Annotated in this window: 21 protein-coding genes, 1 tRNA gene and 1 pseudogene; 7 read left to right on the top strand and 16 right to left on the bottom strand. The window is 64.6% G+C overall.

Going from position 1 to position 25057, the window contains the following annotated elements; translation table 11 throughout:
* Position 1 precedes the first annotated feature (1 nt).
* From JQ633_RS30800 to JQ633_RS30810, 3 genes are all read right to left on the bottom strand, one after another.
* Positions 2–2539 carry a TonB-dependent receptor gene (locus JQ633_RS30800; RefSeq protein WP_211989255.1) on the bottom strand — a complete coding sequence of 846 codons (2538 nt, stop codon included), beginning with the start codon at positions 2537–2539 and terminating at the stop codon, positions 2–4.
* A 202-nt stretch (positions 2540–2741) separates the two neighbouring features.
* Positions 2742–2981, bottom strand: coding sequence for a hypothetical protein (locus JQ633_RS30805; protein ID WP_211989256.1), 240 nt, complete (start codon positions 2979–2981; stop codon positions 2742–2744).
* Between the two features lie 267 nt (positions 2982–3248).
* Positions 3249–3710, bottom strand: coding sequence for a MarR family winged helix-turn-helix transcriptional regulator (locus tag JQ633_RS30810; protein ID WP_211989258.1), 462 nt, complete (start codon positions 3708–3710; stop codon positions 3249–3251).
* Between the two features lie 189 nt (positions 3711–3899).
* Between JQ633_RS30810 and JQ633_RS30815 the strand changes: the two genes are divergently transcribed.
* The 5 genes from JQ633_RS30815 to JQ633_RS30835 all read left to right on the top strand — a co-directional run bounded on the left by JQ633_RS30815 (position 3900) and on the right by JQ633_RS30835 (position 11377).
* On the top strand, positions 3900–5066 hold the full coding sequence (locus JQ633_RS30815) for an efflux RND transporter periplasmic adaptor subunit (RefSeq protein ID WP_211989260.1): 1167 nt from the start codon (positions 3900–3902) through the stop codon (positions 5064–5066).
* On the top strand, positions 5063–8209 hold the full coding sequence (locus tag JQ633_RS30820) for an efflux RND transporter permease subunit (protein WP_211989262.1): 3147 nt from the start codon (positions 5063–5065) through the stop codon (positions 8207–8209). The genes JQ633_RS30815 and JQ633_RS30820 overlap by 4 nt, the downstream gene beginning before the upstream one ends.
* Positions 8210–8266: 57 nt before the next feature.
* Positions 8267–8836 carry an invasion associated locus B family protein gene (locus JQ633_RS30825; RefSeq protein WP_211989264.1) on the top strand — a complete coding sequence of 190 codons (570 nt, stop codon included), beginning with the start codon at positions 8267–8269 and terminating at the stop codon, positions 8834–8836.
* 121 nt (positions 8837–8957) lie between these two features.
* Entirely contained in the window at positions 8958–9350 is a 393-nt protein-coding gene (locus JQ633_RS30830; RefSeq protein WP_211989265.1) for a hypothetical protein, read from the top strand.
* A 47-nt stretch (positions 9351–9397) separates the two neighbouring features.
* On the top strand, positions 9398–11377 hold the full coding sequence (locus JQ633_RS30835; RefSeq protein WP_249159765.1) for a serine hydrolase: 1980 nt from the start codon (positions 9398–9400) through the stop codon (positions 11375–11377).
* 38 nt (positions 11378–11415) lie between these two features.
* Here JQ633_RS30835 and JQ633_RS30840 read toward each other — a convergent pair.
* Positions 11416–11489 (bottom strand) — tRNA-Gln (locus tag JQ633_RS30840).
* Between the two features lie 258 nt (positions 11490–11747).
* Complete coding sequence (locus JQ633_RS30845; RefSeq protein ID WP_211989266.1) at positions 11748–14228, bottom strand: penicillin-binding protein 1A; 2481 nt, start codon at positions 14226–14228, stop codon at positions 11748–11750.
* A gap of 558 nt (positions 14229–14786) precedes the next feature.
* Between JQ633_RS30845 and JQ633_RS30850 the strand changes: the two genes are divergently transcribed.
* Positions 14787–15095 (top strand): hypothetical protein, encoded by a 309-nt coding sequence (locus JQ633_RS30850; protein ID WP_211989268.1) that lies wholly within the window; start codon positions 14787–14789, stop codon positions 15093–15095.
* Positions 15096–15098: 3 nt separating this feature from the next.
* Here the strand turns inward: JQ633_RS30850 and JQ633_RS30855 are convergent, their stop codons facing one another.
* Positions 15099–15329, bottom strand: a complete 231-nt coding sequence (locus tag JQ633_RS30855; protein WP_211989270.1) for a DUF6894 family protein — start codon at positions 15327–15329, stop codon at positions 15099–15101.
* An 8-nt stretch (positions 15330–15337) separates the two neighbouring features.
* Entirely contained in the window at positions 15338–16069 is a 732-nt protein-coding gene (locus JQ633_RS30860) for a Crp/Fnr family transcriptional regulator (protein ID WP_249159766.1), read from the bottom strand.
* A 235-nt stretch (positions 16070–16304) separates the two neighbouring features.
* On the opposite strand from JQ633_RS30860, the gene JQ633_RS30865 reads away from it, so the two are divergent.
* Positions 16305–16550, top strand: a complete 246-nt coding sequence (locus JQ633_RS30865) for a DUF6894 family protein (protein ID WP_349631633.1) — start codon at positions 16305–16307, stop codon at positions 16548–16550.
* 46 nt (positions 16551–16596) lie between these two features.
* On the opposite strand, the gene JQ633_RS30870 is transcribed toward JQ633_RS30865, so the two are convergent.
* From JQ633_RS30870 to JQ633_RS30910, 9 genes and pseudogenes are all read right to left on the bottom strand, one after another.
* Positions 16597–16812, bottom strand: a complete 216-nt coding sequence (locus JQ633_RS30870; RefSeq protein WP_211989273.1) for a hypothetical protein — start codon at positions 16810–16812, stop codon at positions 16597–16599.
* Positions 16813–16964: 152 nt separating this feature from the next.
* Positions 16965–17237, bottom strand: a complete 273-nt coding sequence (locus JQ633_RS30875; RefSeq protein WP_211989274.1) for a DUF3551 domain-containing protein — start codon at positions 17235–17237, stop codon at positions 16965–16967.
* Between the two features lie 160 nt (positions 17238–17397).
* Entirely contained in the window at positions 17398–17697 is a 300-nt protein-coding gene (locus JQ633_RS30880; RefSeq protein WP_211989275.1) for a BA14K family protein, read from the bottom strand.
* A gap of 165 nt (positions 17698–17862) precedes the next feature.
* Positions 17863–18360, bottom strand: coding sequence for a c-type cytochrome (locus tag JQ633_RS30885; RefSeq protein ID WP_249159777.1), 498 nt, complete (start codon positions 18358–18360; stop codon positions 17863–17865).
* Positions 18361–18394: 34 nt separating this feature from the next.
* Entirely contained in the window at positions 18395–19669 is a 1275-nt protein-coding gene (gene soxC, locus JQ633_RS30890; RefSeq protein WP_211989277.1) for a sulfite dehydrogenase, read from the bottom strand.
* 138 nt (positions 19670–19807) lie between these two features.
* Complete coding sequence (locus JQ633_RS30895) at positions 19808–21016, bottom strand: cytochrome P450 family protein (protein WP_211989278.1); 1209 nt, start codon at positions 21014–21016, stop codon at positions 19808–19810.
* Positions 21017–21127: 111 nt separating this feature from the next.
* A complete protein-coding gene (locus tag JQ633_RS30900) occupies positions 21128–21634 on the bottom strand; it encodes a DUF1801 domain-containing protein (RefSeq protein ID WP_211989279.1) in 507 nt (168 codons plus the stop codon).
* A 153-nt stretch (positions 21635–21787) separates the two neighbouring features.
* Positions 21788–22744 carry a catechol 2,3-dioxygenase gene (locus tag JQ633_RS30905; protein WP_211989283.1) on the bottom strand — a complete coding sequence of 319 codons (957 nt, stop codon included), beginning with the start codon at positions 22742–22744 and terminating at the stop codon, positions 21788–21790.
* A 147-nt stretch (positions 22745–22891) separates the two neighbouring features.
* Positions 22892–24640, bottom strand: a pseudogene (locus JQ633_RS30910) (putative bifunctional diguanylate cyclase/phosphodiesterase); the annotation flags it as partial.
* Positions 24641–25057: the final 417 nt, after the last annotated feature.

Consider the following 25057-nt stretch of genomic DNA (forward strand, 5'->3'; position numbering starts at 1 on the left):
CTCAGTAACGCGCGGAAATGACCAGATACGCAGCGCGTCCCGGAGCCTCGAGCACGAAGGGTGCGGCGCTCTGGTACAGCGCGTCGTAGTAGCGCTTGTCGAAGATGTTGTTGACGAACAGCTTCGCGGTCCAGTTCTTGTCGATCTTCGCTTCCACGAAGGTGTCGAAGCGCCAGTAGCTCGGGATCGACGTGCCCTGGTTGGCCGCAAGGAAGGTGCCGCCATACACCTTGGAGCGATACACCGCCTGCCCGCCGATCTCCCACATGTCGGTGAGCTGATACTTCGAGAGCATGCTGAACGACTGGTGCGCGACGTTGGCAAGCGGCAGGCCGACGTTCGAGGTGTAAAGCGCCGTGTTCGCCGGCGGAATGTTCGATTTGGTCACTTCCGACTGCATCAACACGAGGCCGCCGAACACGCTCCACTTGTCGGTGATCTTGCCGCCCACTCCGAGATCGATGCCGCGGATACGATAGGCCGCACCCGCACTGATACAGGAGACCGTACCGGTCGTGCCGGCGGGATATGGACAGTCCGCGGTCTGCGTTGTGGGCGTAACGTTGCGGGACTCCCGGGCATTGTCCTTCTCTGTCTGGAACACGGCTGCTGTGACCAGCAGGTGCCGATCGAACAGCTCCCATTTGGTGCCGACTTCGATCGCCTTGTTCTTCTCCGGACCGAAGATCTGACTCGGGTTACCGTTGAGCACCGGAGAAAGACCGCCATATTGAATGCTAGTGCCGTCAAACTCCGCGCCGACCGGGTTCGAGGATGTCGCATAGGCCGCGTAAACGCTGCCGTTCGGCAACGGTTTAATCGTAAAGCCGAGGTTGAAGTTCGGCAGCCCGTAATCCTGCTGTTGCTGACCGAAGACGTTGGCGACGCCGTTGACCGTGCCGTACCCGCTCGTCTTGATGTTGTAGTCGTCATAGCGAATGCCGCCATTGAGGATCAGCAGGTCGTTGTAGTTCGCCGTGTCGACGGCGTAGACGCTTTTCGTATCGATGCTGATCTTGGTCGGCAGTCCCGACAGACCCGAGGGTATTCCGAACGGAATGTTCGTGAATTGCGGGTTGAAGACGCTGACGCCCGTCAAGGATCCGGTGCCGCTGAAGCCGCCGGGCAATGCTTCCGAACTCAACCCGATATATCTGTCGATCGATGACCTCTCCTGGTCGTATTCGAAGCCGGCAAGTGCCGTATGCTTGAACCCGACGCCGTCGTTGAATTTGTAGGTGGCTTCGGTCTGGTTCGCGATCACGCTCGTTGCCTGGAATCGGCTTTGCGGATTGGCGCTGAGCGTCGAGGCCGAGAGCGGATCCTTGATGACCGGCGCTTCAGGCAGCGTTCCGATGTAGTTTTGCGTCGAGTAGGAGTCGCGGAATTTGTTCGTGATCAAGAGATCGGGCGTGACCTGCACTTCGGCGTTGAGCGAGCCGATGTCCTGCCCCGTCCGATAGAAGTCGCGATTGGTGAAACCGTACCAGTTGTTTCGGTTGGAGCCGAAGTCCGGAAATGGACCGCCGGCAGTGGTTGCGGGGTTCGGCCGGTAGTAAGGCACGCCGAAATCCGGGAGGCCGGTCAACTCGGTGTGGATGTAGTTGCCGGTGATCTTGACGGCATCCACCGGCTTCCAGGTCCCGGCAACAAAGGCGCCGTCACGGTTGTCCTGCACGTAGTCACGACCGGCGACGCCGGCGTCCTGAAACAAGCCGCCCGCGCGGAAGGCCAGGGTCGGACTGATCACCTGGTTGACATCAAGCACGACACGCTTGGTCCGGTCGGTGCCGAACGTGGTGTCCATGTTGTAGAAGCTCTTCTCCGTCGTCGCCTGCTTGGTGACGATGTTGATGGCGCCGCCGGCAGTGCCGCGACCGGCAAAGGACGAAGCGGGCCCGCGCAGGATCTCAACCTGCTCGGTGAAGAAGTTCTCGCGAACGCTCACGCCTGAATCACGCACACCGTCGATGAAGACGTCGTTGCGCACGTCGAAGCCGCGGATGAAGAAGCGGTCACCGAAGGCGTTGCCGCCCTCGCCCGTGCCGAGCGTCACGCCCGCGGTCGACAGGATCGCCGTTTTCAGCGAGGTGGCGTTCTTGTCCTCGAGCACGTCCTTGGTCAGCACGGTGACCGACCTCGGTGTGTTCAGGATCGGCTCGGGAAACTTGCCTGATGACTGCAACCGGTCGCCCTTGTACGGCGCGGCCGGATCGGCATAGGGGTCGCGATCGGCCGGCAGGCCGCCGGCGTTTTGAAACGGCACAGCCGCCGGCTGGGCGCGACGCGCGGCGCGGCGCAGCGCGCTGCGGGCGCGGACATGATCCGGCGAAGGCTTCGACGCGGCCGGACGCGGACGCGCGACCGGCGCATCGACCGTCACCGGCGGCAGGTTGGATTGCTGCGCCTCGGCGCCCGAAAACGACGCCACCGCGATCAGTCCCGCGACCGCGGAAACCTTCCCGGAATGACTTGCACTATCGGCCGAACCGCCCGCAGCCTCGAACCGCAGCGATCGCGGCGCCTTTACATTGCTCATTTGACACGCCCCCAAAGAAAACAGGCCGACCCGCAACAACCAGTCATTGGGTGCGACGAACTGTCTTCCTTCGGTTATCGAGCGTGAAATTTTCGGTCAATGCGAACGCTGCAACAGCGCGCTTGAATCGTGCCGATTCAAAGGGATTCTAATCTGCAGTCTGTAACGGTTCTAAACTGATCTTTTTAATCGTTCTAAACAATCACTCCGCGCTCGGCGGCTTCATCAGCGAAAACAGCTCATCGACGGTGCGCTGCGCGACCTGACGCACGCGATCGGAGTTCTCCATGCCGGCGATGTTGACGCCGTTGACGACGGCTTTGATCTCGTCACGGAAATCGGTGAGGAAGCGCACCGGATCGCGCTGCTCGCTTGCGACGCGCGCGATCAGTCCGGTGATCAGGATCTGACACGCCATCATGCGTCCGTTCAACTCGTCCATCGCAGCCCCTCCTAGTCATGCATCGTCGAGCCGCGATATGAACGACATCAAGCGGCGTTTCAACCGCTGCGCGGGGCGACACAATCTCAGCCGTCATCGCCCGGCTTGACCGGGCGATCCAGTATTCCAGAGGCAGCAGTGGCGATGGAGAGGCCGCGGCGTACTGGGTCCCCCGGTCAAGCCGGGGGACGACACCGAGTATGTGGGGCGTAACCGAGTATGTGGATCGTATTCAGCGTTACGCCTGCGCGCGGCAACGCAGCCGCGCTACTTCGCGGCGATCTGCTCCGATTCCTCGCCGAGCGCCTTGATGCGATCCTTGATCTCGCGCAGCGTGGCGAGCCCGCTCTCGACATGCTTGGCCGGGACATCGCGCAGCACGTCGCTTGCGATCTCATCGCGCAGGCTGTCGAGATCGTCGACGAGCTGGCGGCCGCTCTTGGTCAGGAACAGACGGTTGGTGCGGCGGTCCCTCGGGTCGTGCCGGCGTTCGAGCAGGCCATGCTCGACGAGGCGGTCGAGCAGCCGCACCAGCGAGATCGGCTGCAGCTCGAGCACGTCGGCGAGATCGACCTGGGACAGGCCTTCCTGCTGGCGCAGCCGAAACAACACGATCCATTGCGCACGCGTGGTGCCGCGCGTCTTGGCGCGGTGGTCGATATAGTTGCGCAGCAGCCGCGAGCTCTCGACGAGCTGGGCGATATACTGGCGTTTGAGATCGAACGACATGGCGTTTCCCGGTCGATTCGTTTCGGTTTGTTGCTGACCTAAACCTTTCCAAATGTTTAGGATTCTCAAGCCGTAGTGTGTTTACACATTAAGTGCACGCATATTATATCCGCAAGCTCTGGGAACCGATTTGATGACCCATTATTGTTGGTCCAGCCCAAGATTGTCCGTTCGAACCCAAGAGCTCGCATGTCCACGTCACGCACAATTGGTTGGGTCTTGCTGATCGCTGCGGTTGGCGCAGCGGGCTATTACGGCTGGCAGAAATACGAGGGCAACAAGCAGGCTGCCGCAGCCGCGCAGCACCGCGCCGCTGTGAAGCCTGCGGTTCCGGTCAAGATCGCGGCGGTCGAAAAGGCCGACTTCCCGGTCTATCTGACCGGCCTCGGCACCGTGCAGGCATTCAACACCGTCCAGGTCCGCACCCGGGTCGACGGCCAGATCATCAAGGTCGCCTTCAAGGAGGGCCAGTTCGTCAAGGCCGGCGACACGCTGGTCGAGATCGACCCGCGGCCGTTCCAGGCCGCGCTCGACCAGGCCAAGGCCAAGAAGGCGCAGGATGAAGCCAACATCGCCAACGCCAATCTCGACCTGCAGCGCTTCACGAAGCTCGGCGAATTCGCCACCCGCCAGCAGCTCGACACCCAACGCTCCACCGTGGCCCAGCTCACCGCGCAGATCGCGGCCGACGATGCGGCGATCTTCAACGCCCAGACCCAGCTCGACTACGCCACGGTGAAGTCGCCGATCGACGGCATCGTCGGCCTGCGCCTCGTCGACATCGGCAACATCGTCAATGCCGCGACCGCGACCGGCATCGTGACCATCACCCAGATCGAGCCGATCACGGTGATCTTCACCGCGCCCGAAGACCAGCTCCCGGACATCAAGGCCGCCCTCGCAGTGGCGCCGCCGAAGACCATTGCGCTGACCACCGACGGCAAGAAGGTGCTGTCGACCGGCACGCTGCAGCTGATCAACAACCAGGTCGACACCACCAGCGGGACTGTCCGGCTGAAGGCGGTGTTCGACAACAAGGACCATGCGCTTTGGCCGGGCCAGTCGGTCTCGACCCGGCTGTTGGTCAGGACGTTGAAGGATGCCACGGTCGTCCCCGATGACGCGGTGCAGCATGGCACTGACGGCCTCTACGCGTATTCAGTAAACCAGGAGAGCAAGGCCGAGCTCCGCAAGCTCAAGGTCAGCCAGTCGATCGACGGCAAGTCGGTGATCGAGGATGGCCTGTCGCCCGGACAGCAGGTGATCACCTCGGGCCAGTACAAGGTCTCGCCGGGAACCCTGGTGACGACGGCGGTGGCGAACTCGGATCAGCAGGTGAAGGTCACGCAGGAATGAGCGACGGAATTTCCGCCCCCTTCATTCGCTTCCCCATCGGCACCTCGCTGCTGATGGCCGGCATTCTGTTTGTCGGTCTCGTCGCCTATCCGCTGCTGCCGGTGGCGCCGCTGCCGCAGGTCGACTTCCCGACCATCCAGATCACCGGAACGCTGCCGGGCGCCAGCCCGGAGACGATGGCGACTTCGGTCGCGCAGCCGCTGGAGCGCCAGTTCGCGCAGATTCCCGGCATCGCGCAGATGACCTCGACGAGCTATCTCGGCACCGCGTCGGTGACCATCCAGTTCGACCTCAACCGCTCGATCGACGGCGCCGCCAACGACGTGCAGGCCGCCATCAATGCCGCCAGCGGGCAATTGCCGAAGACCCTGCCCTCGCCGCCGACCTATCGCAAGGTCAACCCGGCGGACTCGCCGATCATGCTGCTGTCGGCGACATCGGAGACTCTGCCGCTGACCACGGTGAGCGATGCGGTCGACGCCCAACTGGCGCAGCAGATCAGCCAGATCTCCGGCGTCGCGCAGGTCATCATCGGCGGGCAGCAGAAGCCGTCGGTGCGCGTCCAGATCGATCCGGCCAAGCTGGTCGCCAAGGGCCTGTCGCTGGAGGACGTCCGCGCCGCGATCAACATCGCGACCGTCGACAGCCCGAAGGGCAATATCGACGGCGCGACGCGCGCCTACACCATCTACGCCAACGACCAACTGCTGACGGCGGATCCCTGGAACGACGTCATCATCGCCTACCGCAACGGCGGGCCGCTGCGCATCCGCGACATCGGCCGGGCCGTCACCGGACCCGAGGACGCCAAGCAGGCCGCCTGGGCCAACGGCAAGCGCGGCGTGTTCCTCGTCATCTTCAAGCAGCCCGGCGCCAACGTCATCGACACCGTCGACAAGATCAAGGCGACGCTGCCGCGGCTGGTCGCCGCGATCCCGCCGGCGATCAAGATCGACGTCATCTCGGACCGCACCACGACGATCCGCGCCGCGGTCGAGGACGTCCAGTTCACCCTGCTATTGACCATCTTCCTCGTGGTGATGGTGATCTTCGTCTTCCTGCGCAGCTTCTGGGCGACGGTGATCCCCGCGGTGACCGTGCCGCTGGCGCTGCTCGGCGCCTGCGCGCTGATGTGGGTGTTCGGCTATACGCTCGACAATCTGTCGCTGATGGCGCTGACGATCGCGGTCGGCTTCGTGGTCGACGACGCCATCGTGATGCTGGAGAACATCAGCCGCTACATCGAGGAAGGCGAGAAGCCGATGGCGGCCGCCTTCAAGGGTTCCAGCGAGATCGGCTTCACGATCGTGTCGATCAGCATCTCGCTGGTCGCGGTGCTGATCCCGCTGCTGCTGATGGGCGGCATCATCGGCCGCCTGTTCCGCGAATTCGCCGTCGTGCTGGCGATGACGATCTTCGTGTCGATGTTCGTGTCGCTGACGCTGACGCCGATGATGGCCTCGCGCTTCCTGCGCGCCCACAACGAGGAGCGGCACGGCCGCTTCTACCAGATCAGCGAGCGCGGCTTCGACGCGATGCTCAACGGCTACCGCGCCGGCCTCGACCTCGCGCTGCGCTGGAAGTTCACCACGCTGATGGTGTTCTTCGGCACGCTGGCGCTGTCGGTCTACATGTTCGTGATCATCCCGAAGGGCTTCTTCCCGCAGCAGGACGTCGGCCTGATCACTGCGACCTCGGAAGCCAACCAGGACATCTCGTTCGCCGAGATGAAGCGCAAGCAGGAAGCGCTCGGCAAGATCGTGCTGCAGGACCCTGCGGTGGCGACGGTGGCGATGGCGATCGGTGGCAGCGGCCGCGCCGGCAACAACGGCGCGATGTACATCACGCTGAAGCCGCTGAAGGACCGCGACGCCAACGCACAGCAGGTCATCGCCCGGCTGCGGCCGAAGCTCGAGAAGGTCGAGGGCGCCCGGCTGTTCATGCAGGCGGCGCAGGACGTCCGCTTGGGTGGCCGGCCGACCCGCACCCAGTTCGAGTTCACGCTGCAGGACGCCAACCTCGCCGAGCTGAACCAGTGGGCGCCCAAAATCCTGAGCAAGATGCAGACGCTGCCGCAGCTGCGCGACGTCGCGACCGACCAGCAGACCAACGGCACCACGCTCGAGCTGCAGATCAACCGCGACACCGCATCGCGCTACGGCATCCAGCCGCAGATGATCGACGACACGCTGTATGACGCGTTCGGCCAGCGCCAGGTGACGCAGTATTTCACCCAGCTCAACAGCTACCACGTCATCCTCGAGGTGCTGCCGGAGCTGCAGGCCTCGATCGACACGCTGAACAACATCTACATCAAGTCGCCGCTGACCGGCGACCAGGTGCCGCTGTCGACCTTCGCGAAGTGGACCAGCGTGCCGGTGCGGCCGCTCTCGATCAGCCACCAGGGCCAGTTCCCGGCGATCACCATCTCGTTCAACCTGGCGCAAGGTGTCGCCCTCGGCCAGGCGACGGAAGCCGTGCAGAAGGCGATGGTCGACCTCGGCGCACCGCCGACCCTGAGCTCGAGCTTCCAGGGCACGGCGCAGGCGTTTCAGCAATCGCTGTCGACGGTGCCGCTGTTGATCCTCGCCGCGCTGGTCGTGGTCTACCTGATCCTCGGCATCCTCTACGAGAGCTACATCCACCCGATCACGATCCTGTCGACGCTGCCGTCGGCCGGCGTCGGCGCGCTGGCGATCCTGATGGCGGCCGGCTTCGACTTCTCGCTGATCGCGCTGATCGGCATCATCCTCCTGATCGGCATCGTGAAGAAGAACGGCATCATGATGGTCGATTTCGCGATCGCCGCCGAGCGCGACCAGCACATGGAGCCGGTGGCGGCAATCCGGCAGGCCGCGCTGCTGCGCTTCCGCCCGATCATGATGACGACGATGGCCGCGATGCTCGGTGGCGTGCCGCTGATGCTCGGCACCGGCACCGGCTCGGAAATCCGCCAGCCGCTCGGCTACGCCATGGTCGGCGGCCTGATCGTCAGCCAGGCGCTGACGCTGTTCACGACGCCCGTCGTCTATCTCTATCTCGACAAGCTCTCCAACGCCTTCTCGAACTGGGGCCGCTCGCAGCCGCCGGGTCGTGCTACGCATAGCGGCGAGGACGGCTCGGTCAAGGAGGCCGCCGAGTGACTTGACTTTGCCGACCTGACGGCACATCCGAAAGGCGTAAATTTCGGAGCCGGTGCCGTGAAGATTGTCGCAAAGTCGCTCGTCGTCCTGTTGACCGTATTCGGCGTGGCCGGCCTTGGCCATGCCCAGGCCCCAAAGCCCAAGAACGCCGCCACGGCGCAGCAGCATCCGGCGCCCGCCCCTTCCGCCGCGCCACAGGCTGACGCCGCGCCGGCAAACAACGCCGGCTGGGTGGCGCGCTGCACCTCAGCGAGCCGCGAGGCGCCGCTCGAATGCGCGATGGAACAGACCGCGGTGCTCAGCAAGACCGGCCAACTCATCGTGCTGGTCAACATCCGCGTGGCCGGCGACACCCGCGCGCCGGTCGCGCTGATCCAGCTGCCGCTCGGGCTGAACCTGCCGGTCGGCGCCAAGCTGCAGGTCGACGAGGGCAAGCCCGTCGACGTCGCGATCCAGACCTGCGAGGCCCGCGGCTGCTACATCAATGCCCCGATCGCCGCCGATATCCTGGCGCAGCTGCGCACCGGCAAGCAGCTGAAAGTGTCGTTCCAGAATCTCGCCAAGGAAACAATCACCATCCCGATGCCGCTTGCCGACTTCGCGACGGTGTACGACAAGATCAAGTAGTCGCCTCCTCCTTCGTCTTTGCGGTTGCGTTCGCGTCCGGCCACACGCGGGCATCTTTCGGATCGCCGCAGGCTGGTCTATTCTACCGCGATGGCCGGCTCGCCGGCGTCGGAGGTGGAGCATGACGCTCAAGTCCGGTCGCAATCGGCTTCGTCTCGTGGCGATCCTGCTCGCAGCGATTGGGGTGGCCGCCGGCGCGGAGGCCCAGCCGCAAAGCGCCCCGACGGACCAGCCGACGATCCGCGACGTTAGAGTCCGGCCACGGAACGAGCAAACCGACGTCGCGGCGCCGCCGGTGCCATATGTCGGCAAATCCTTGCCCGCTTCCGACGTGAAACATGTCCACACCACGCATGAAAGCTCGACACCACAGCCGGTGACTCCGCCGGCACCGCGTGTCGAGAGGCAATGGGCCACGCCCGACGCGAAGTGGGTTCGCACAACACGCGAGCACGCGACCGGCGAGCCCGTTCCCGCTCTCCAGACGTTGCGTCCGCCTGCGGATCGACAATAGGCGCGGCCCAGTGCTTGATGCGCTGAAGCCATGGCGGAGCTGTCAAAATGAAACTCACGACCATGCTGGCAATTCCCGTCGCGCTCTGTCTGTCGGGGACGCCCGCGTTCGCCGATGACCTCACGACACCGGGCGATGCGAAAAGCCTCGGCTTCTCCACCGCGCGGCTGGCGCGGATCGCGCCGTGGTATCAGGCGCGTTTCAATTCCTTCCCGCCGTCGGACGGCCTCCTCCCCGGTGCCGTCGTCGCGATCGCCAAGGACGGCAAGCTTGCCTACCTGCAGGCGATCGGATCTCAGGACCGCGCCCAAACGGTCCCGATGAAGACGGATTCGATCTTCTGGATCGCCTCGATGACCAAGCCGGTGACCAGCGTCGCCGCCATAATGCTGGTCGATGACGGCAAGCTCGAGCTCGACACGCCGGTCGCCCGCTATCTACCCGAGCTCGGCAACATGCGGGTCGCGACATTCGACCCGGCCACCGGCATGCCCGGGCTCGATCCGCCGAAACGGGCGATGACGGTCCGGGACCTGCTGCGCCATACCTCCGGCGTGATCGCGCCGGAAATGGATTTTGCGTTTCCGGAACGCGGCATTACGAACGCGACCGCCGAGTCCGCCATCCGTGCGATCCACATGATCTACGGCTGGAGGACCGTGTACCGGCGCGACCGGACGCTGGCGGATTTCGTGTCGAGCCTGGCGGGCTTGCCGTTGGTGCATCAGCCCGGCGAGGTCCATGAATATGGCTCGAGCACCGACGTGCTCGCCCGGGTCGTCGAAGTAGCGTCCGGTCAGCCCTTCGATCAGTTCCTGCAGAGCCGCATATTCACGCCGCTGCATATGGTCGACACCGGCTTCGACGTGCCGAAGGAGAAGCTCGACCGCCTCGTCGATTCTCCGATGCCGGAGCGGCCGCCGATCTGGAATGTCACCACGCCCGCAAAACTGTTTTCCGGTGCCGGCGGCCTCGTCTCGACCGCGCCCGACTATCTGCGCTTCAGCCAGATGCTGTTGAACGGCGGCGAACTCGACGGCGTGCGCATCCTCTCCGCGCAGGCGGTGCAGCAGATGACGACCAACGCGCTGCCGCCGGACACGCGCATCTTCGGCGGCGACGAGGTCGGCGCGCGCGCCGGAACGACCTTCGGGCTGGGCTTCGGCATCCGCACCGATCCCGTCCACAGCTGGATCCCGGGAGCGGCCGGAAGCTTTGCCTGGGCCGGATATTGGGGCACGTTTTTCTGGGTCGATCCGGCGGAGAGGCTGATCTGCGTGCAGATGGTTCAGGCAACGCCCGGCAGCAAGGGCCGCGCGGCGGTGCTGTCCGCGGGGATCGCTCACCTGACCTATGGCGCGTTGACGGTCCCTCAGCCGTCCCCGGCTTCGGTGCCGGTGACGCTGAGTTCCGAAGCGCTCGGCGAATATGCCGGGACCTACGATTTCGCCGACACGGTGAGTTCGCGCGACATCCAGGGCCTCGCCGACGGCAACACCGGATGGCTTGGCATCGAGGCCTATGTCGGTATCGAGCCGGAGGGCCTGAGGATTAACAAGCCAACTCCCGGCAGCCCCGCCATCAGGGCCGGCGTGATCGCGGGCGATCTCATCACCGAACTCGACAGCGCGCCACTCAAGGGAAACACGCTCGCCGATGTGCTGGCGAAGCTGCGCGGACCGGCCAACACGCCGATCAGGATCAAGATCGTCCACGAAGGTCAGGATCACGCCCGCGAGCTCAGCATCGTCAGAGCCGCCCGCCGCGCCAATGCGGTGCAGCTCCAGCTTCGCGTCGAGCAAGGCAAACTCGTCGCGCAAGCAACCGGCGCCTGGCCGATCCTCGAATTCGAGAAAGCCAAGGCAACGCCGCTGCTGGCGACATCAAACGGCGACTTTGTCGTCGATGATGACGATCGCACCAGGATCGAGTTCGTCAGGGATGCGGCCGGCAAGGTCTCCGGGCTGATCCTCAATCCCGGACCGTGGGCGCAGAAGGCGGCGCTGATCGCGCCGCAGCCGAAATAGCCGATGCGGAAGGTTCAGCTTTTCGAGAGCATAAGAACTGGCTGGGGAACCTGGATTCGAACCAAGACAAACAGAGTCAGAGTCTGTTGTGCTACCGTTACACCATTCCCCAAGAACTATCCACGATATCAACAGCTTAGCTGGATGTCTGGACAATCTTGATGCACTGGGTCGCGTCCCAAATCAGCGTCCCGCGCAAGTGCGACCTTCTACCTGCTTGGTCCCGGACTTGGCAAGCGTTGATGGCGGCGATGGGCGCGAAATTCGATGCCCAACCAACCTCCAGTCCGTAGCCCGGATGAGCGCGGCGACATCCGGGGCTTTGGCCCCGCATATCGCTGCGCTCATGCGGGCTACGATAGCCCGAGCCTCAATACAGCCCGCCCGTTCCCGAGCGCATCACGGCGCGATCGGCGTCCGGCGTGATGCCCTGCTGGGTGCCGTCGATCGTGTCGGTGCCGGCAAGCGGGTCATAGGCCGGCGGCGTCGAGCCCGGCTTGAAGGCTTCGAGCACCACGCCCTTCTGGCCGGGAGCGGCGCGCATGCCGGTCTTGGCGTCGACCAGGACGAGGCGGATGCCGACCGGCTTGTCGAACGGGGTCGGCGGCTTGTCGGCGAGCGCGAGCTTCATGAAGTCGCGCGCGATCGGCGCCGCGGTGTGGCCGGCCTGCGCGTTGCGGCCGAGCGAGCGCGGCTTGTCGTAGCCGACATAGAGGCCGACCACGAGGTCGTGCGAGAAGCCGACGAACCAGAGATCCTTGGCCTCGTTGGAGGTGCCGGTCTTGCCGGCGATCGGCTTGCCGACCTCCTTCAGCGCGGTGCCGGTACCGGCCTGCACCACGCCTTCCATCAGCGAGGTGATCTGGTAGGCGCTCATCGCGTCGAGCACCTGCTCGCGATGGTCGACGAGCTGCGGCTCCGGCTGGTTCTTCCATCCTTCCGGCGCGTCGCAGCGCAGGCATTCGCGCTGGTCGTGCTTGAAGATGGTGTGGCCGTAGCGATCCTGGATGCGGTCGATCAGGGTCGGCTTCACGCGGCGGCCGCCATTGGCGATCATCGAATAGGCCGTGACCATGCGCATCACCGTGGTCTCGCCGGCGCCGAGCGCGTAGGACAGATAGTTCGGCAGCTCGTCATAGACGCCGAAGCGCTTGGCGTACTCGCCGATCAGCGGCATGCCGATCTCCTGCGCCAGCCGCACCGTCACGGTGTTGAGCGACAGCCGCAGCGCGTTGCGCAGCGTGACCTGGCCCTGATAGCGGCCGGTAGAGAAATTCTCCGGGCGCCAGACATTGCCCTGCCCCATGTCGATCTCGATCGGCGCGTCGATCATCATGGTCGAGCCGGTGTAACCGTTGTCGAGCGCCGCTGAATAGACGATCGGCTTGAAGGTCGAGCCGGGCTGCCGGTAGGCCTGGGTCGCGCGGTTGAACTGGCTCTGGTCGAACGAGAAGCCGCCGACCATCGCGAGCACGCGGCCGGTGCGCGGATCCATCGCCACCATCGCGCCCGAAATCTCCGGGATCTGGCGCAACCGGTACTGGCCTTCGATACGCTGGCCGTCCTTGCTGAACAGCGGGTCGGCGTAGATCACGTCGCCCGGCTGCAGCACCTGCGCCACCGAGGTCGGCGGCCTGCCCTTGGTGGATCCGTTCTTCGCCCAGCGCACGCCCTCGAGCGTGACGATGCCGGTGTCGCGCTGCTTGCTGATCGCGCCTCCCAGCTCCCTGCCCGGCTGGAAACCGATCCGCGCCGACTGGTCGTTGCTTTCCAGCACCACCGCCATGCGCCACGGCGAGACGTCCGTCAGCGACTTGATTTCGGCGAGCTGGACGCCCCAGTCACCGGAGATGTTGAGCTTCTGGATCGCGCCGCGATAGCCCTGCTGCTCGTCATAATTCACGAGCCCGGTCACCATCGCCTTGCGCGCCATCACCTGAACCTTGGGATCCAGCGTGGTGCGTATCGACAGGCCGCCTTCATAGAGCTTCTTCTCGCCATAACGCTCGAAGATGTCGCGGCGGACTTCCTCGGAGAAATATTCGCCGGCGAAGGTGTGCGCGCCGTTGGCGCGGGTGGTGACGGTGAGCGGCTCTTTGCGCGCCTTCTCGGCATCGGCCGCGGTGATCCAGCCGTTCTCCTGCAGGCGGTCGATCACGTAGTTGCGCCGCTCGATGGCGCGCGCGCGGTTGCGCACCGGATGCAGGCTGGCCGGCATCTTCGGCAGCGCCGCGAGATAGGCGGCTTCGGCGATCGACAGCTCGTTCACCGACTTGTCGAAATAGACCAGCGAGGCGGCCGCGATGCCATAGGCGCCGAGGCCGAGATAAATCTCGTTGAGATAGAGCTCGAGGATCTTGTCCTTCGAGTAGGCCCGCTCGATGCGCATCGCGAGCAGGGCTTCCTTGATCTTGCGCGAGAACGAGACTTCGTTGGTCAAGAGGAAGTTCTTGGCGACCTGCTGGGTGATGGTCGAGGCGCCCTGCGGACGGCGGTTGGAGCCGAAGTTCTGGATATAGGCGACGCCGGCGCGCGCCATGCCGGTATAATCGACGCCGCCGTGCTCGTAGAAATTCTTGTCCTCGGCCGCCAGGAAGCTGTTGATCACGAGCTTCGGCACCGCCTGGATCGGCAGATAGAGCCGGCGCTCCTTGGCGTATTCGCCGAGCAGCGAGCCGTCGACCGCGTGCACGCGGGTCATTACCGGCGGCTCGTAGTTCTGCAGCTGCGAATAGTCCGGCAGGTCCTTCGAGAAGTGCCAGAACAATCCTGCCACTGCGGCGAGGCCAGCCAGGAACAGGATCGACCCTGCAGTGAACAGAAATCCGAAGAACCGTAACAGCAATCTCATTGACGAAGTCCGGTGGCGATTGCGTGGTTCATTCTGAGCCCGCTGCACTGCCACATAGGGCGTCGGTATATCGATCGCTCCATGGACCTGCAATTCGACACTGGAGAATTATAGCGGGCGAGACGCCAAACTTATGCCATAGAGCCCGGCTCGCGCCGTCGTCCAAATCAGTGGTTCCGCAGGCTGCAACGCCCCGGCGACGCGATCGATCCGGCCACGGCGAGACCGCGCCCGGCGCTGCTTTGCCCGTTCTTGATTCGCGTGCGTACCGCCGCGCTGCCGCCCGGCGAGTCCATCCGACGAGCGGTCGCTCGCCCCCTTCTCGGCGCCAGCAGAAACCGGTGGATAGTGGCGCGGGCATGGCACCATTAACAAATTGTTAACTATAACTACCGCAAGTTGATCTCATACAGCCGACTCGCGAAGGGCTTATTTGGAATGGCACCGCGCGGTTTCAGACGGCCTTTTACGGCCGGCGAGAATGTTCTGGGATTTCCAAGACCCCCTGCCCCCGGCGCGGGCGCACTGGCTCTCGATCTGGTCTATCAGGCCGCGGACATGTTCCGCTGCATCGAGGACCGGGCCCGCGCGAGCGAGGCGCGCGCCGAGGCCGCCGAGCAGGCCCAGCTGGAGATCATCAACGCCACCGAGCGCAAGCTGCGCGACGCGGCCAGAGCGCTGGAAGAGGCGCGGCGACGGATCGAGTCCCAGCAGGAGCAGCTGGAGGCACTCGAATTCCGCGCTCAGGTCGCCGAAGCCGAGTCCCGCGAAGCCAGGCAGTCGCTGGCGCTGGTCGAGGACGCGATCCGCAGGCGCCTGCTGCTCACCGCGGACCAGCTCGACGCCAGCGGATCGGCGGTCGCCTGACGGTCAGCTCTCGCTGCTGACCTTGGCGCTCACCTCGACCGCCAGCACCGCACCCTGCTCGTCGCGCACCAGAACCTTCACGATCGTGTCGCGCTGCCCAGAACTGTCCTTGGTGACGTCGCACGCGGTGCGCCGCGCCTGAAACTCGGCCGAACGTTCATCGGCCAGTTCGACGCCGTCCTCGTCCGGAAGAACGCTGCCGTCTTCGTGGAGATCAAAGAAGAACCTGGGCAAGGCAGTCTCTACGTCACGGGAGTCAGATGCAGGTAATGCGGGTCGAACTGACCGAGGTCCTCCAGCTTCGGCTGATCGAGCAGACGGAAGGCGGACCGCTCGACCTCGATCAATCCTTCGCGCCGGAGCTCCTGCAGCACCCTGTTGACGTGCACCGTCGACATCGCGAGGCAGTCGGCCAATTCAGCCTGCGTGATCGGCAGCCTGAACGCGCCGTCCGACGCCCGGCCGATCGCCTCGAGGCGGCGGCGGAGCTCGGAAAGTAGATGGGCCATCCGTGCGAGGCCGGTGCGCCGCCCGACATTGACGATCCATTCCCGGAATATCGCGGCGTCGATCAACGTCTCCCGCCACAGCGCCGCCGCCACGTTGGGGCGCACGCTGTTCAACTGCTTCAGCACATCGTGGGGGATGAGACCCAGGGTGCAGGAGGTCAGCGTCACGAGATCATGATCCATGATGCCGAGATGAAGACTCTGCAGGTCGGGGATCTCGCCCGGAATGTGCAGCGACAGGATTTGCCTTTGGCCGTCGAACGTCGTCTTGGCCCGGAACATGAACCCCTCGACGACGAGACAGCATTGCGTCGGCCGCTCGCCATCTCGCACGACGATTTCGCGCGGCCCCATCATGCGACGTTCGATCGGCAGCTTTTCGAGTGATCCGACGTCCTCCTCATCGAGCTTGTTCGATACGGTGATCTTTCTGAGCAGTGCTTTCGAAAGATTGCCAGCCATCATCCTTTTCCCTGAATTCGAGCCGGGAGCGGCCGAAATGAGCGGTCCCCAGCTTCTCAAGGGCGGATGATCGACAATATCTTTCCGCCGAGGTCATCTTCGCCCGTTGCCCACGGACATGCGTCAGGTGACATGAGGCAATCCACGAATACCGGCGGCGTTCCCTGATCGGCATCACATCGTGAAAAGCCTTGACCGGCGAGCATGTTGCTCCGCCGCTTGCAGCCCAAGGAACAAGGTGGCCCTGAAGATGTTGGCCCGCATGCCCCGCTACTTTTTCAATCTGGCCGGCCAGTTTCCCGCGCGCGACCTGATCGGCCACGCCTGCGCTGACGACGATGACGCAAAGGCTCACGGCAGCTTCATCGCACACCGGATCGGGAGCGAAAAACCGGAGATGGTGCGCGAGGAGAATTTCATTTCGGTCTTGAACGAGGCCGGTGAGGAGATCTTCCAGATCGCCCTCGCCTCGACGACCGTTTAGTCAGCCTGTTTCGGCAGACGCCATCCGGCCGCGCCATCGCGAGCGATCAGGAGGCGAGAACGAGCGGCTGATATCTCAATCGGTAGGCGTCGATCGCGGCGTTGGAGAGCAGCAGCCGGCGCCGCTCGCCTTTGCTCATCAAGTCATCGATCGTGTGCAGCAGAAAATGCGCCGCCTCCAGCGTGTCTCCGACATCTCCTGATTTCTGGAGCACGGAAAACGCGATCTCGAGGGATTGGGCGCGCAACTCACCATCGGTCATGCGCTTTCAACGCGCCCGCTGGACCGCCGTTCCTATCTCGCAGGGCATCAGACCTGCCATGCTCTTCCCGGCACGTCGTCCCGCTCGATACCAGCAGGCAGCTCAAGCTGCCTGCGCGGTGCAGCGAAGGCTCTCGCGGAGCCGGGCGGTTTTCAGCGGTAGTATCGCGGCGGCCCGAAGGCGTATTGCGGATTCATTCCGCAATAGGCGTCGGTCCCCGAAGCCGTCACCGCGCATTGTTGGTAAGTCGCGAACTGGCAGTTACCGGGATAGCCCCAGGGGCGCCCCTGCAGGCAGTAGAGATCATTCGGTGCGTAGGCGACGGCGCGCTCATGATGATGGTGCCGAGGGCCGGCGGACGCAGCCGAACCGGCCGCAACCGAGATCGCAGTGGCGGACAACATGATGAGAAGCAGGCGGCTCATAGTCGAATCCTCGAGTTTTGCTCTTTATCGAGCGTAGCTACAGTCAGTTTGTGCATCCAGCCCGACCGGCGTTCACAACTGCGACACTATAACCAAGTCCGGCGTGGATCGACCCGCGAGCGAGCAGTGACAACGCCTGCCGCTTCCGCGGAGGGCGAACTCACTGGCAAGCGTGCCGCCGGCCGTCACGGCCCAAATATGTCCCCGAAGCCGGATCGAATGAGTGATATCGAGCACAGACGGGCGAAGCAGGCGGGGGCATCGCGCCATAGGCGCTGGCCGGGCTGCCGCGCTGCGCGGCCTGGGCCTCGCCCCAGGGCGTCAGGGCGCCTCCGTTGATGGCGCTGCGCCCGGGATTCTGGGCATCAAAAAACGCCGGCTCAGACATCTGGGCGGCGGCAGGCGCAAGCGTCATTCCCACGAGCAGCATAGCGGCTGCAACAGCCTTGAATCCGGCCATAGGACTTCTCTCCGATGCATTCAAATGAAAGTGGATTCAGGAGACGACGGCGCCGCCCCTGCATCCAATCGATCTAGTCACGAGCCAAGTTCGGGCACAGGGGCAGAACGGGTCACAATGCTGCGAGGCAGCATAACGGCGGCCCGCAGCGGATTCCCCGGTGCGTCAGTGGTTATGCACGTCCGGCCGCGGATCGGAGACGAAGCCGTCGCGGTTCGGCATCCTGACCGCCGCGAGCGATCCGGCATCGAGCACGGCATCCTCGGGAACGACGCCGTTGAGGCTGAGCACGTAGGCGGAGACCGCGTAGACATCCTCATTGCTGAGCGACTGCGGCGCGTTCTGCGGCATGGCGCGGCGGATGTAGTCGAACAGCGTCGGTGCGTACGGCCAGTAGCTGCCGACGGTGCGGATCGGCTTTGGGCTCGCCAGCGTGCCCTGCCCGCCGACCAGGCGGTCGCCGACACCGCCCTGCCCCTTGTCGCCGTGACACGCCGCGCATTGCTCGGCGAACACGGTGCGGCCGCGTTCGACGCTGCCGTTGCCCGGCGGCAGGTTGGCGCCGTCGCGGCCGATATCGATATTCCAGCCGGCGATCTCCGCCGGCGTCGCCGGCCGCCCGATGCCGAAGCGCTCTTCGGCCTGCGCATTGACGCCGATCATCGCGATCGCGCCAGCGAGCAGCGCGGCGTTGAGGTCAAGCCTGCGCATTGCTCACCTCGCCATTCGCATCGATCCGCCACGGCCAGATCGCGTTGTTGTGGTAGAACGAGTTCAGTCCGCGCACCGCCACCAGTTCGGCGAGCGTCGGCTGCACATAGCCGGTCTCGTCGGTGGCGCGGCTCTGGATCACCGCAGGCGCACCGTCCCAGTGCCATGGCAGGCGGAAGCGCGTCAGGGCCCGCGCCAGCACCGGATCCTGCAATTCGGCCGCCTGCCAGCTCTTGCCGTCATCGACCGACACATCGACGCGCTTGATCTTGCCGTGGCCGCTCCAGGCCAGCCCGGTGATCTCGCAAAACCCCCTCCCGTTCAGCTTCTGCCCGCCCGAGGGCCGCGTGATGATCGACTTGGCTTCCATGGTGAAGGTGAATTCGCGCGCGGTGCCGTCGGGCATCGGGTCGGTATATTTCGAGGTCTCCTCGCGCGAATAGGCCGGCTCGGCCACCACCTTGAGACGGCGCAGCCACTTCACGTTCATGTTGCCCTCGAAGCCGGGCACCAGCAGGCGCAGCGGATAGCCCTGCTGCGGCCGCAGCCGCTCGCCGTTCTGGCTGTAGACCAGCATCGCGTCATCGAGGCATTTCTCGATCGGGATGCTGCGCGTCAGCGCTGCGGCGTCGGCGCCCTCGGCGACGATCCATTTGGCGCCCGGCTGCAGGCCGGCTTCGTTCAGCAGTATCTTGAGCGGTACGCCGGTCCATTCGGCGCAGCTCACAAGACCGACCAGGTCGGAGGCGGTCTTGCCATAGGGCTTGGTGTAGACCGGATTGCCGGAGCACTCGATGAAATGGATGCGCGATTGCGACGGGAAGCGGCGGATGTCCTCCATCGTGAACACCAGCGGACGGTCGACCATGCCGTGCAGCATCAGCCGGTGCTCGGCCGGATCGATGGTCGGCACGCCGCCGTGGTGGCGCTCGTAGAACAGCCCGTTCGGCGTGATGATGCCGTCGAGCTCCTGCAGCGGCGTGCGCCCCGAAGCCGAGATGTACTGCTGCAGCGTCTTCGAGATGTTCTTGACGACGCCCTTCTCATGCACCGATGGCGCGCCGTAAGGCTGGCTGCCCATGGGATCGCCGGGTGCTTTCATCCAATCCGGCACGTTGGGTGGAAGATTATTGCCGGATTCGGCAAGCGCACGCGAAGCGCCGAGCCCTGCCGCCGCAGAGCCGCCGGCCAATGCAGCTCCTGCCTGAAGGAAATGCCTGCGAGACGCCTCTCGCACGCGCTTGCCCGTCTTTTCGCCCATCGACGTTTTCCTCCGCCGTTCGTGTCGGCACAGCCTAGAGCATGATCCGGACGAGTGTCCCCTCCGACAAACGCGGGACGCGTTTGCGCACAGATCATGCTCGAACGAACCGCTGAGGCGCGGGCTCACAGCATCCGCTCAACTGCCCGCGACGACCGGCAATGCAGCAATCGAGCGGATGCCGGGCCGGCCGCGCCAACGGATTTGCTCGGGCTTGACGGCGAGTGTGAGGCGGGGCCAGCGCGTGAACAGCGCCTGCAAGGCGCAGGCTGCCTCGATCCGCGCGAGCTGATGCCCGAGGCAGAAATGGATTCCGGTTCCGAACGAGACATGCCGGTTCGGCTTGCGTTCGAGATCCATCCGTTCGGGATGGTCATGCGCATCGGGATCGATGTTGGCGGCCGCAATCATCGCCATCACGCGGTCGCCCTTCTTCAGCGGCACGCCGCCGAGCTCGATGTCGCGCCTGACATAGCGCGGCTTGGTGAACTGCACCGGCGACACGAAGCGCAAAAACTCCTCGACGGCGAGACCGAGCCGGCCCCAATCGGCCGCAAGCCAGTCGCGGCGCGCGGGATCCCTCAGCAGCTCGAACACCGATCCGCTGATCAGATGCGTGGTCGTCTCCGAGCCGGCGCCGAGCAGCAGGAATACCATGGCAACCATCTCGTCCGGCGTGATGCGGCCGCCTTCCTTTTCGACCTGCACCAGCTCGGCGATCAGGCCCTCGCCGCCGTGCTCGCGCGCCGACTGCAATTGCTGTGCGAGATACTTCCGCATCTTCGACAGCGAGACCATGATGCGCAGAAAGCCGATCGGGCTTCGAAGCTGCGTCATCGCATTGGCCCAGGCGATGAATTTCGGCCGGTCGGCCATCGGCAGGCCCAGCAGCTCGCAGATCACCGACAGCGGCAGGATGCGGGCATAGCGCTGGACGATATCGGCCCGGCTACCCGCCGCGAACAGGTCATCGGCCAGACCGTCGGCGATGGCGCGGATGTGCGGCTCCATGCCGAGCACGGCGCGGCGGCGGAACGCTTCGTCGACGATGCTGCGCAGCCGCGTATGGTCCGGCTCGTCCATCGTCAGCATGTTGTTGGCGACGGTCGCGATCGATTTCGGCATCCACCAGCGCAGGCCGGCGACCTCGCCGTCCTCCTTGCGCAGCGTGAACGTCGTGCTGTCCTTCAGGATGGCGGATGTCGTGTCATAGGTGGTCGTCAGCCAGACCCGGCCGACGATCGGAAACTTCACCTCGACGACCTCTCCGCGGGCGCGCAACGCGGCGATGCCGGCGGCGGGGTCTCGATTGAATGTTTCGCTGGAAAAGTCCGGTTGCGATGCCATGGCATCACCTCACGCTGCCGATTGGGCCTCCCGAACATGGTGTGGAACGCCGCGCATGCAAGGCTGGGGCGCGTCGGCCGCGATCGAAATCCGACGGCCACTCGTGCTGGCTTACATCCGTTCGCCGGGCAATTTGCTGGCCTGCTTCACCCAATCGACGAACTGCGCTTCGTCGACCTCGTCGTCCTCATGAATGTCGAGATAACGCACATGTTCTTGCTTGGACTCGCCCGGCGGCACCGGCAGCAGCGAGGCGCCGCGAAAGAACGCCACTTTGACGTAGCGCGCGAAGACATGGAAGCTGAGGAACCAGCCTTGACCTTCGATGCCGTAGAACGGCGAGTTCCACTTCACCGCCTTTTGCAAGCCCGGGACAGCGCGCACGATGAGCGCGTCGAGGCTGCGCCCGACCTCGCCCTTCCACCCCGGCATCGCCGCGATATAGGCCAGCACAGGGCCGTCACCATAACCCTTGGCGATCTGCGGATTGCCGCCGGAGAGCAGCCGCGGCTTGGCTATGCTGCGTTTCGCAGCGTTGTTGCTTGCGGCTTTCCTTGCCGGTTTCCTTGCCGTCTTCCTCGCGCTCTTCGTCGGCGTCTTGGGCGTCTTTCCCGCCATGTCACTATTCCCAACGGTACGCGCATCGAGCGCAGCGTTGTGTCAGCGCTCGGACCGGATCATATCGATGATGCCGCCGGATTGTCGTCATCGGCGGCACGGATTCGCGGCGGCGTATCGACGCGTATCCCGGTGTTGGATTGCAGCCAGCGACTAGCCGGTGACCGGCGGCGTGCCGTGGGTGTGGAACGACTCGATCGTCTTCAGGCCCCAGGCCTGGCCTTTCTTGCGCTCCTCCTCGGTCCACACGATCGGCTTCCAGTCCGGCGCGAGGATCAGGCGCGCGCCGGCATTGGCGACCTCGACGCGGTTGCCGCCTGGCTCGTAGACATAGAGGAAGAAGGTCTGCTGGATCGCGTGCTTGTGCGGGCCGGTCTCGATGTGCACGCCGTGCTCGAGGAAGATGTCGGCGGCGCGCAGGATCTCCTCGCGGCTGTCGAGCGCATAGGTGACGTGGTGGAAGCGGCCGGCCTTGCCGTAATGGTCGCGCGTATAGGCGAAGTCGTAGCTCTTGTTCGACATCGTCATCCACATCGCAGCTTCGGTACCGTCGTTGAGCACGATCTGCTCGGTGGTGCGGCATCCCAGATAGTTTTCGAAGAACAGGCGGTTGGCCTTGATATCGACCGCGAGGCAGTTGAGATGATCGAGCCGGCGGACGTTGACGCCGCGCGCCGGGAAGCGTTGCGCCTGGTTCTTCAGCGCCGGCTTCAGCTCGGCTGGCGCCTGGTACCACTCGGTCTCGTAATAGAGTTCGATGACGTGGCCGTCGGGATCGCGGCAGCGGAATGCCGGCCCCTGCCCCATGTCGCCGTCGACCCAGCCGATGTCGAAGCCGGAGCCCGTCAGCGCCGCGACGCGGCGCTCGAGCGCCTGCGGACTGCGCGCGCGCAGCGCCATGTGCTCCATGCCCGACGTCTTCGACGCGGTCAGCTTCAGCGAATAGCGCTCATAGTCATCCCAGCCGCGCAGATAGACCGACTCGCCCTTGCGGCCACTGACGGTCATGCCCATCACGTCGACGAAGAAAGCCAGGCTCTCGTCCGGCTTCGGCGTCAGCAGCTCCATATGACCGAGGTGAGCGAGATCAAAGATCGGTTCCGGCTGCATCAGACGGTCTCCTTGCGCGGCGACGCCGCCTCGGCGTCATTCCCGCGCGGACAAGCGGCGTTGCGCACATTTGTACTACTGTACAAATGATTAGGTCTCGTCAACAAATTATTGGGTAAGCCCTCGAAGCCGGCGAGACGCCGGTGATCAGGCGACCGAGGCCGACCTCTCGCGATGCGCCGACAGCAGCTTGCGGATGTCGGCGGCCGCCACCGGCCGGCTGAACAAATAGCCCTGCATCTCGGTGCAGCCGAGAATGCGCAGCATGTTGCGCTGCTGCTCGGTCTCGACGCCTTCGGCCGTGGTGGTCATGTCGCTTGCGGCCGCGATGTTCACCACGGCCTGGACGATGGTCGACGAGGCGCCGGTGCCGCCGAGGTCCTCGATGAAGGCGCGATCGATCTTGATCTTGTCGAACGGGAAGCGCTGCAGATAGCTCAGCGAGGAATAGCCGGTGCCGAAATCGTCGAGCGCGATCCGCACCCCGAGCTCGCGCAGCTGATGCAGGATGTCGAGCGCGGCATCGTCGTCGCGGATCAGCACGGCCTCGGTGATCTCGAGCTCGAGCCGCGAGGCGGCAAGTCCCGACGCTGCCAGCGCCGCGGCGACGTTCAGTGCCAGCGTCTGGCTCTTGAACTGGATCGGTGACACGTTGACCGCGACGTGAACATTGTCCGGCCAGTTCACCGCCTCGCGGCAGGCGGTGTGGAGCACCCAGTGGCCGAGCTCGTTGATCAGGCCGGTTTCCTCGGCGACCGGAATGAAATCCGCCGGCGAGATGGTGCCGCGTTCGGGATGCCGCCACCTGAGCAGCGCCTCGCAGCAGCTGATCTTGTCATGCTCGAGGTGAAGCAGCGGCTGATAGTGCAGCTCGAAGCCGCCGTCGGCGATCGCCTGGCGCAGCTCCAACTCGAGGCTGCGCCGCGCCTTGGCCCGCGCATCCATGCCGGATTCGAAGAAGCGGTAGGTGCGGCGGCCGTCGCTCTTCGCGCCGTACAGCGCGAGGTCGGCGTTGCGCAGCAACTGATCGAGATCGAGCCCGTCGCCGGGCGCCATCGCGATGCCGATGCTGGCGTCGGTCGAGATCAGATGTCCGGTGCAGTCGACCGGCCGGCGGATCTCCTGATAGATCGCAGCGAGCAACTGCATGGTCTCGGTCTGGCTGCGGATCGCGGTCTGGATCACGGCGAACTCGTCGCCGCCGAGCCGCGCCGCGACGTTGCCATCGCCGACGCAGCAGCGCAGGCGATCGGCGATCGCCCGCAGCACCTCGTCACCGATCTGATGGCCGAGCGCGTCGTTGACGCTCTTGAACTCGTCGATGTCGATATACATCACGGCGACCTGCTCGCCGGGCCGGACCGCCTGCAGCGCCTGCTCCAGGCGCTCGCGGAACAGCACGCGGTTGGGCAGCTCGGTCAGCGCATCGTAATGCGCCATGTGGGCGATCTTCTTCTCGGTGCGGCTGCGCTCGGTGATGTCCTCGATGGTCGCGACCCAGCCGCCGTCGCGCAGCGGCTTGTTGACGATCTCGATCGCCCGCCCGCCCGGCGCCTCCGTCAGCTGACGCGTGCCCTTGCCGAGACGGACGTTGTTGATGATGGCGTTGCAGAACGCGTCGACATCGCCGTCGAACGAGCCGGTCTCCTGACGGTGCGCGATCAGCCGCTGCATAGTGCAGCCCGGCTTGGCGACGTCAGGCGAGAGCCCGAACATCTCGATATAGGGCCGGTTGCAGATGATGATGCGCGCGGACGCATCGTAGAGCACGAGCCCCTGCGGAATATTGTTCACCGCAGTCTCGAGGTTGCGGCGTTCGACGACCAGCCGCTCGTCCGAGACTTGATGCCGTTTCAGAAGCAGCAGGATCATGACGGCGAGAACGACCACGGCCGACATCAAAAGGCCTTCGCGCATGCTCAGGCTTGCCGACGCGCTGCCGAGCAGGCTTCCCACCAACAGGCCCGCGCCGAAGGCCAGCCCCTTGGACGAGCCGATCTCGGCGCTCGCGGATGATGCATTGCGTTGTTCGATACTCACGCTGGTCTCCCCGGGGCGCGGCATCGTTACGCGGCACAAATGGAAAGGGCGTTACGACTTGCAGTGAACGATCGGTTACAAGATACCAGGGTACTTGGCGCAAGCGATCGCGCGTCACGTCCGCAGACTTACGGACTGACGAACGCTCTCCTCGGACATGGTGAATTCGGCGTTAACGGACACGTCCGGAAATATCCAAAGCCGTGCCGGAAAGCGACGATTTGGCCACGGAAGCGCACGAAGTCGCAATGGTTCGCCGCGCTACAGAAACAA

The organism is Bradyrhizobium tropiciagri, assembly GCF_018130505.1.
GTDB lineage: Bacteria > Pseudomonadota > Alphaproteobacteria > Rhizobiales > Xanthobacteraceae > Bradyrhizobium > Bradyrhizobium tropiciagri_B.

What these genes read in the sequence shown, in the direction of transcription:
- JQ633_RS30810 (WP_211989258.1), bottom strand. Translation starts at nt 3,710, where the DNA reads ATGTCGTTCGATCTCAAACGCCAGTATATCGCCCAGCTCGTCGAGAGC.
- JQ633_RS30860 (WP_249159766.1), bottom strand. Translation starts at nt 16,069, where the DNA reads ATGATGGCTGGCAATCTTTCGAAAGCACTGCTCAGAAAGATCACCGTA.
- JQ633_RS30850 (WP_211989268.1), top strand. Translation starts at nt 14,787, where the DNA reads ATGTTCCGCTGCATCGAGGACCGGGCCCGCGCGAGCGAGGCGCGCGCC.
- JQ633_RS30870 (WP_211989273.1), bottom strand. Translation starts at nt 16,812, where the DNA reads ATGACCGATGGTGAGTTGCGCGCCCAATCCCTCGAGATCGCGTTTTCC.
- JQ633_RS30895 (WP_211989278.1), bottom strand. Translation starts at nt 21,016, where the DNA reads ATGGCATCGCAACCGGACTTTTCCAGCGAAACATTCAATCGAGACCCC.
- JQ633_RS30885 (WP_249159777.1), bottom strand. Translation starts at nt 18,360, where the DNA reads ATGATCGGCGTCAATGCGCAGGCCGAAGAGCGCTTCGGCATCGGGCGG.
- JQ633_RS30880 (WP_211989275.1), bottom strand. Translation starts at nt 17,697, where the DNA reads ATGGCCGGATTCAAGGCTGTTGCAGCCGCTATGCTGCTCGTGGGAATG.
- JQ633_RS30835 (WP_249159765.1), top strand. Translation starts at nt 9,398, where the DNA reads ATGAAACTCACGACCATGCTGGCAATTCCCGTCGCGCTCTGTCTGTCG.
- JQ633_RS30845 (WP_211989266.1), bottom strand. Translation starts at nt 14,228, where the DNA reads ATGAGATTGCTGTTACGGTTCTTCGGATTTCTGTTCACTGCAGGGTCG.
- soxC (WP_211989277.1), bottom strand. Translation starts at nt 19,669, where the DNA reads ATGGGCGAAAAGACGGGCAAGCGCGTGCGAGAGGCGTCTCGCAGGCAT.
- JQ633_RS30815 (WP_211989260.1), top strand. Translation starts at nt 3,900, where the DNA reads ATGTCCACGTCACGCACAATTGGTTGGGTCTTGCTGATCGCTGCGGTT.
- JQ633_RS30905 (WP_211989283.1), bottom strand. Translation starts at nt 22,744, where the DNA reads ATGCAGCCGGAACCGATCTTTGATCTCGCTCACCTCGGTCATATGGAG.
- JQ633_RS30900 (WP_211989279.1), bottom strand. Translation starts at nt 21,634, where the DNA reads ATGGCGGGAAAGACGCCCAAGACGCCGACGAAGAGCGCGAGGAAGACG.
- JQ633_RS30800 (WP_211989255.1), bottom strand. Translation starts at nt 2,539, where the DNA reads ATGAGCAATGTAAAGGCGCCGCGATCGCTGCGGTTCGAGGCTGCGGGC.
- JQ633_RS30805 (WP_211989256.1), bottom strand. Translation starts at nt 2,981, where the DNA reads ATGGACGAGTTGAACGGACGCATGATGGCGTGTCAGATCCTGATCACC.
- JQ633_RS30820 (WP_211989262.1), top strand. Translation starts at nt 5,063, where the DNA reads ATGAGCGACGGAATTTCCGCCCCCTTCATTCGCTTCCCCATCGGCACC.
- JQ633_RS30875 (WP_211989274.1), bottom strand. Translation starts at nt 17,237, where the DNA reads ATGAGCCGCCTGCTTCTCATCATGTTGTCCGCCACTGCGATCTCGGTT.
- JQ633_RS30830 (WP_211989265.1), top strand. Translation starts at nt 8,958, where the DNA reads ATGACGCTCAAGTCCGGTCGCAATCGGCTTCGTCTCGTGGCGATCCTG.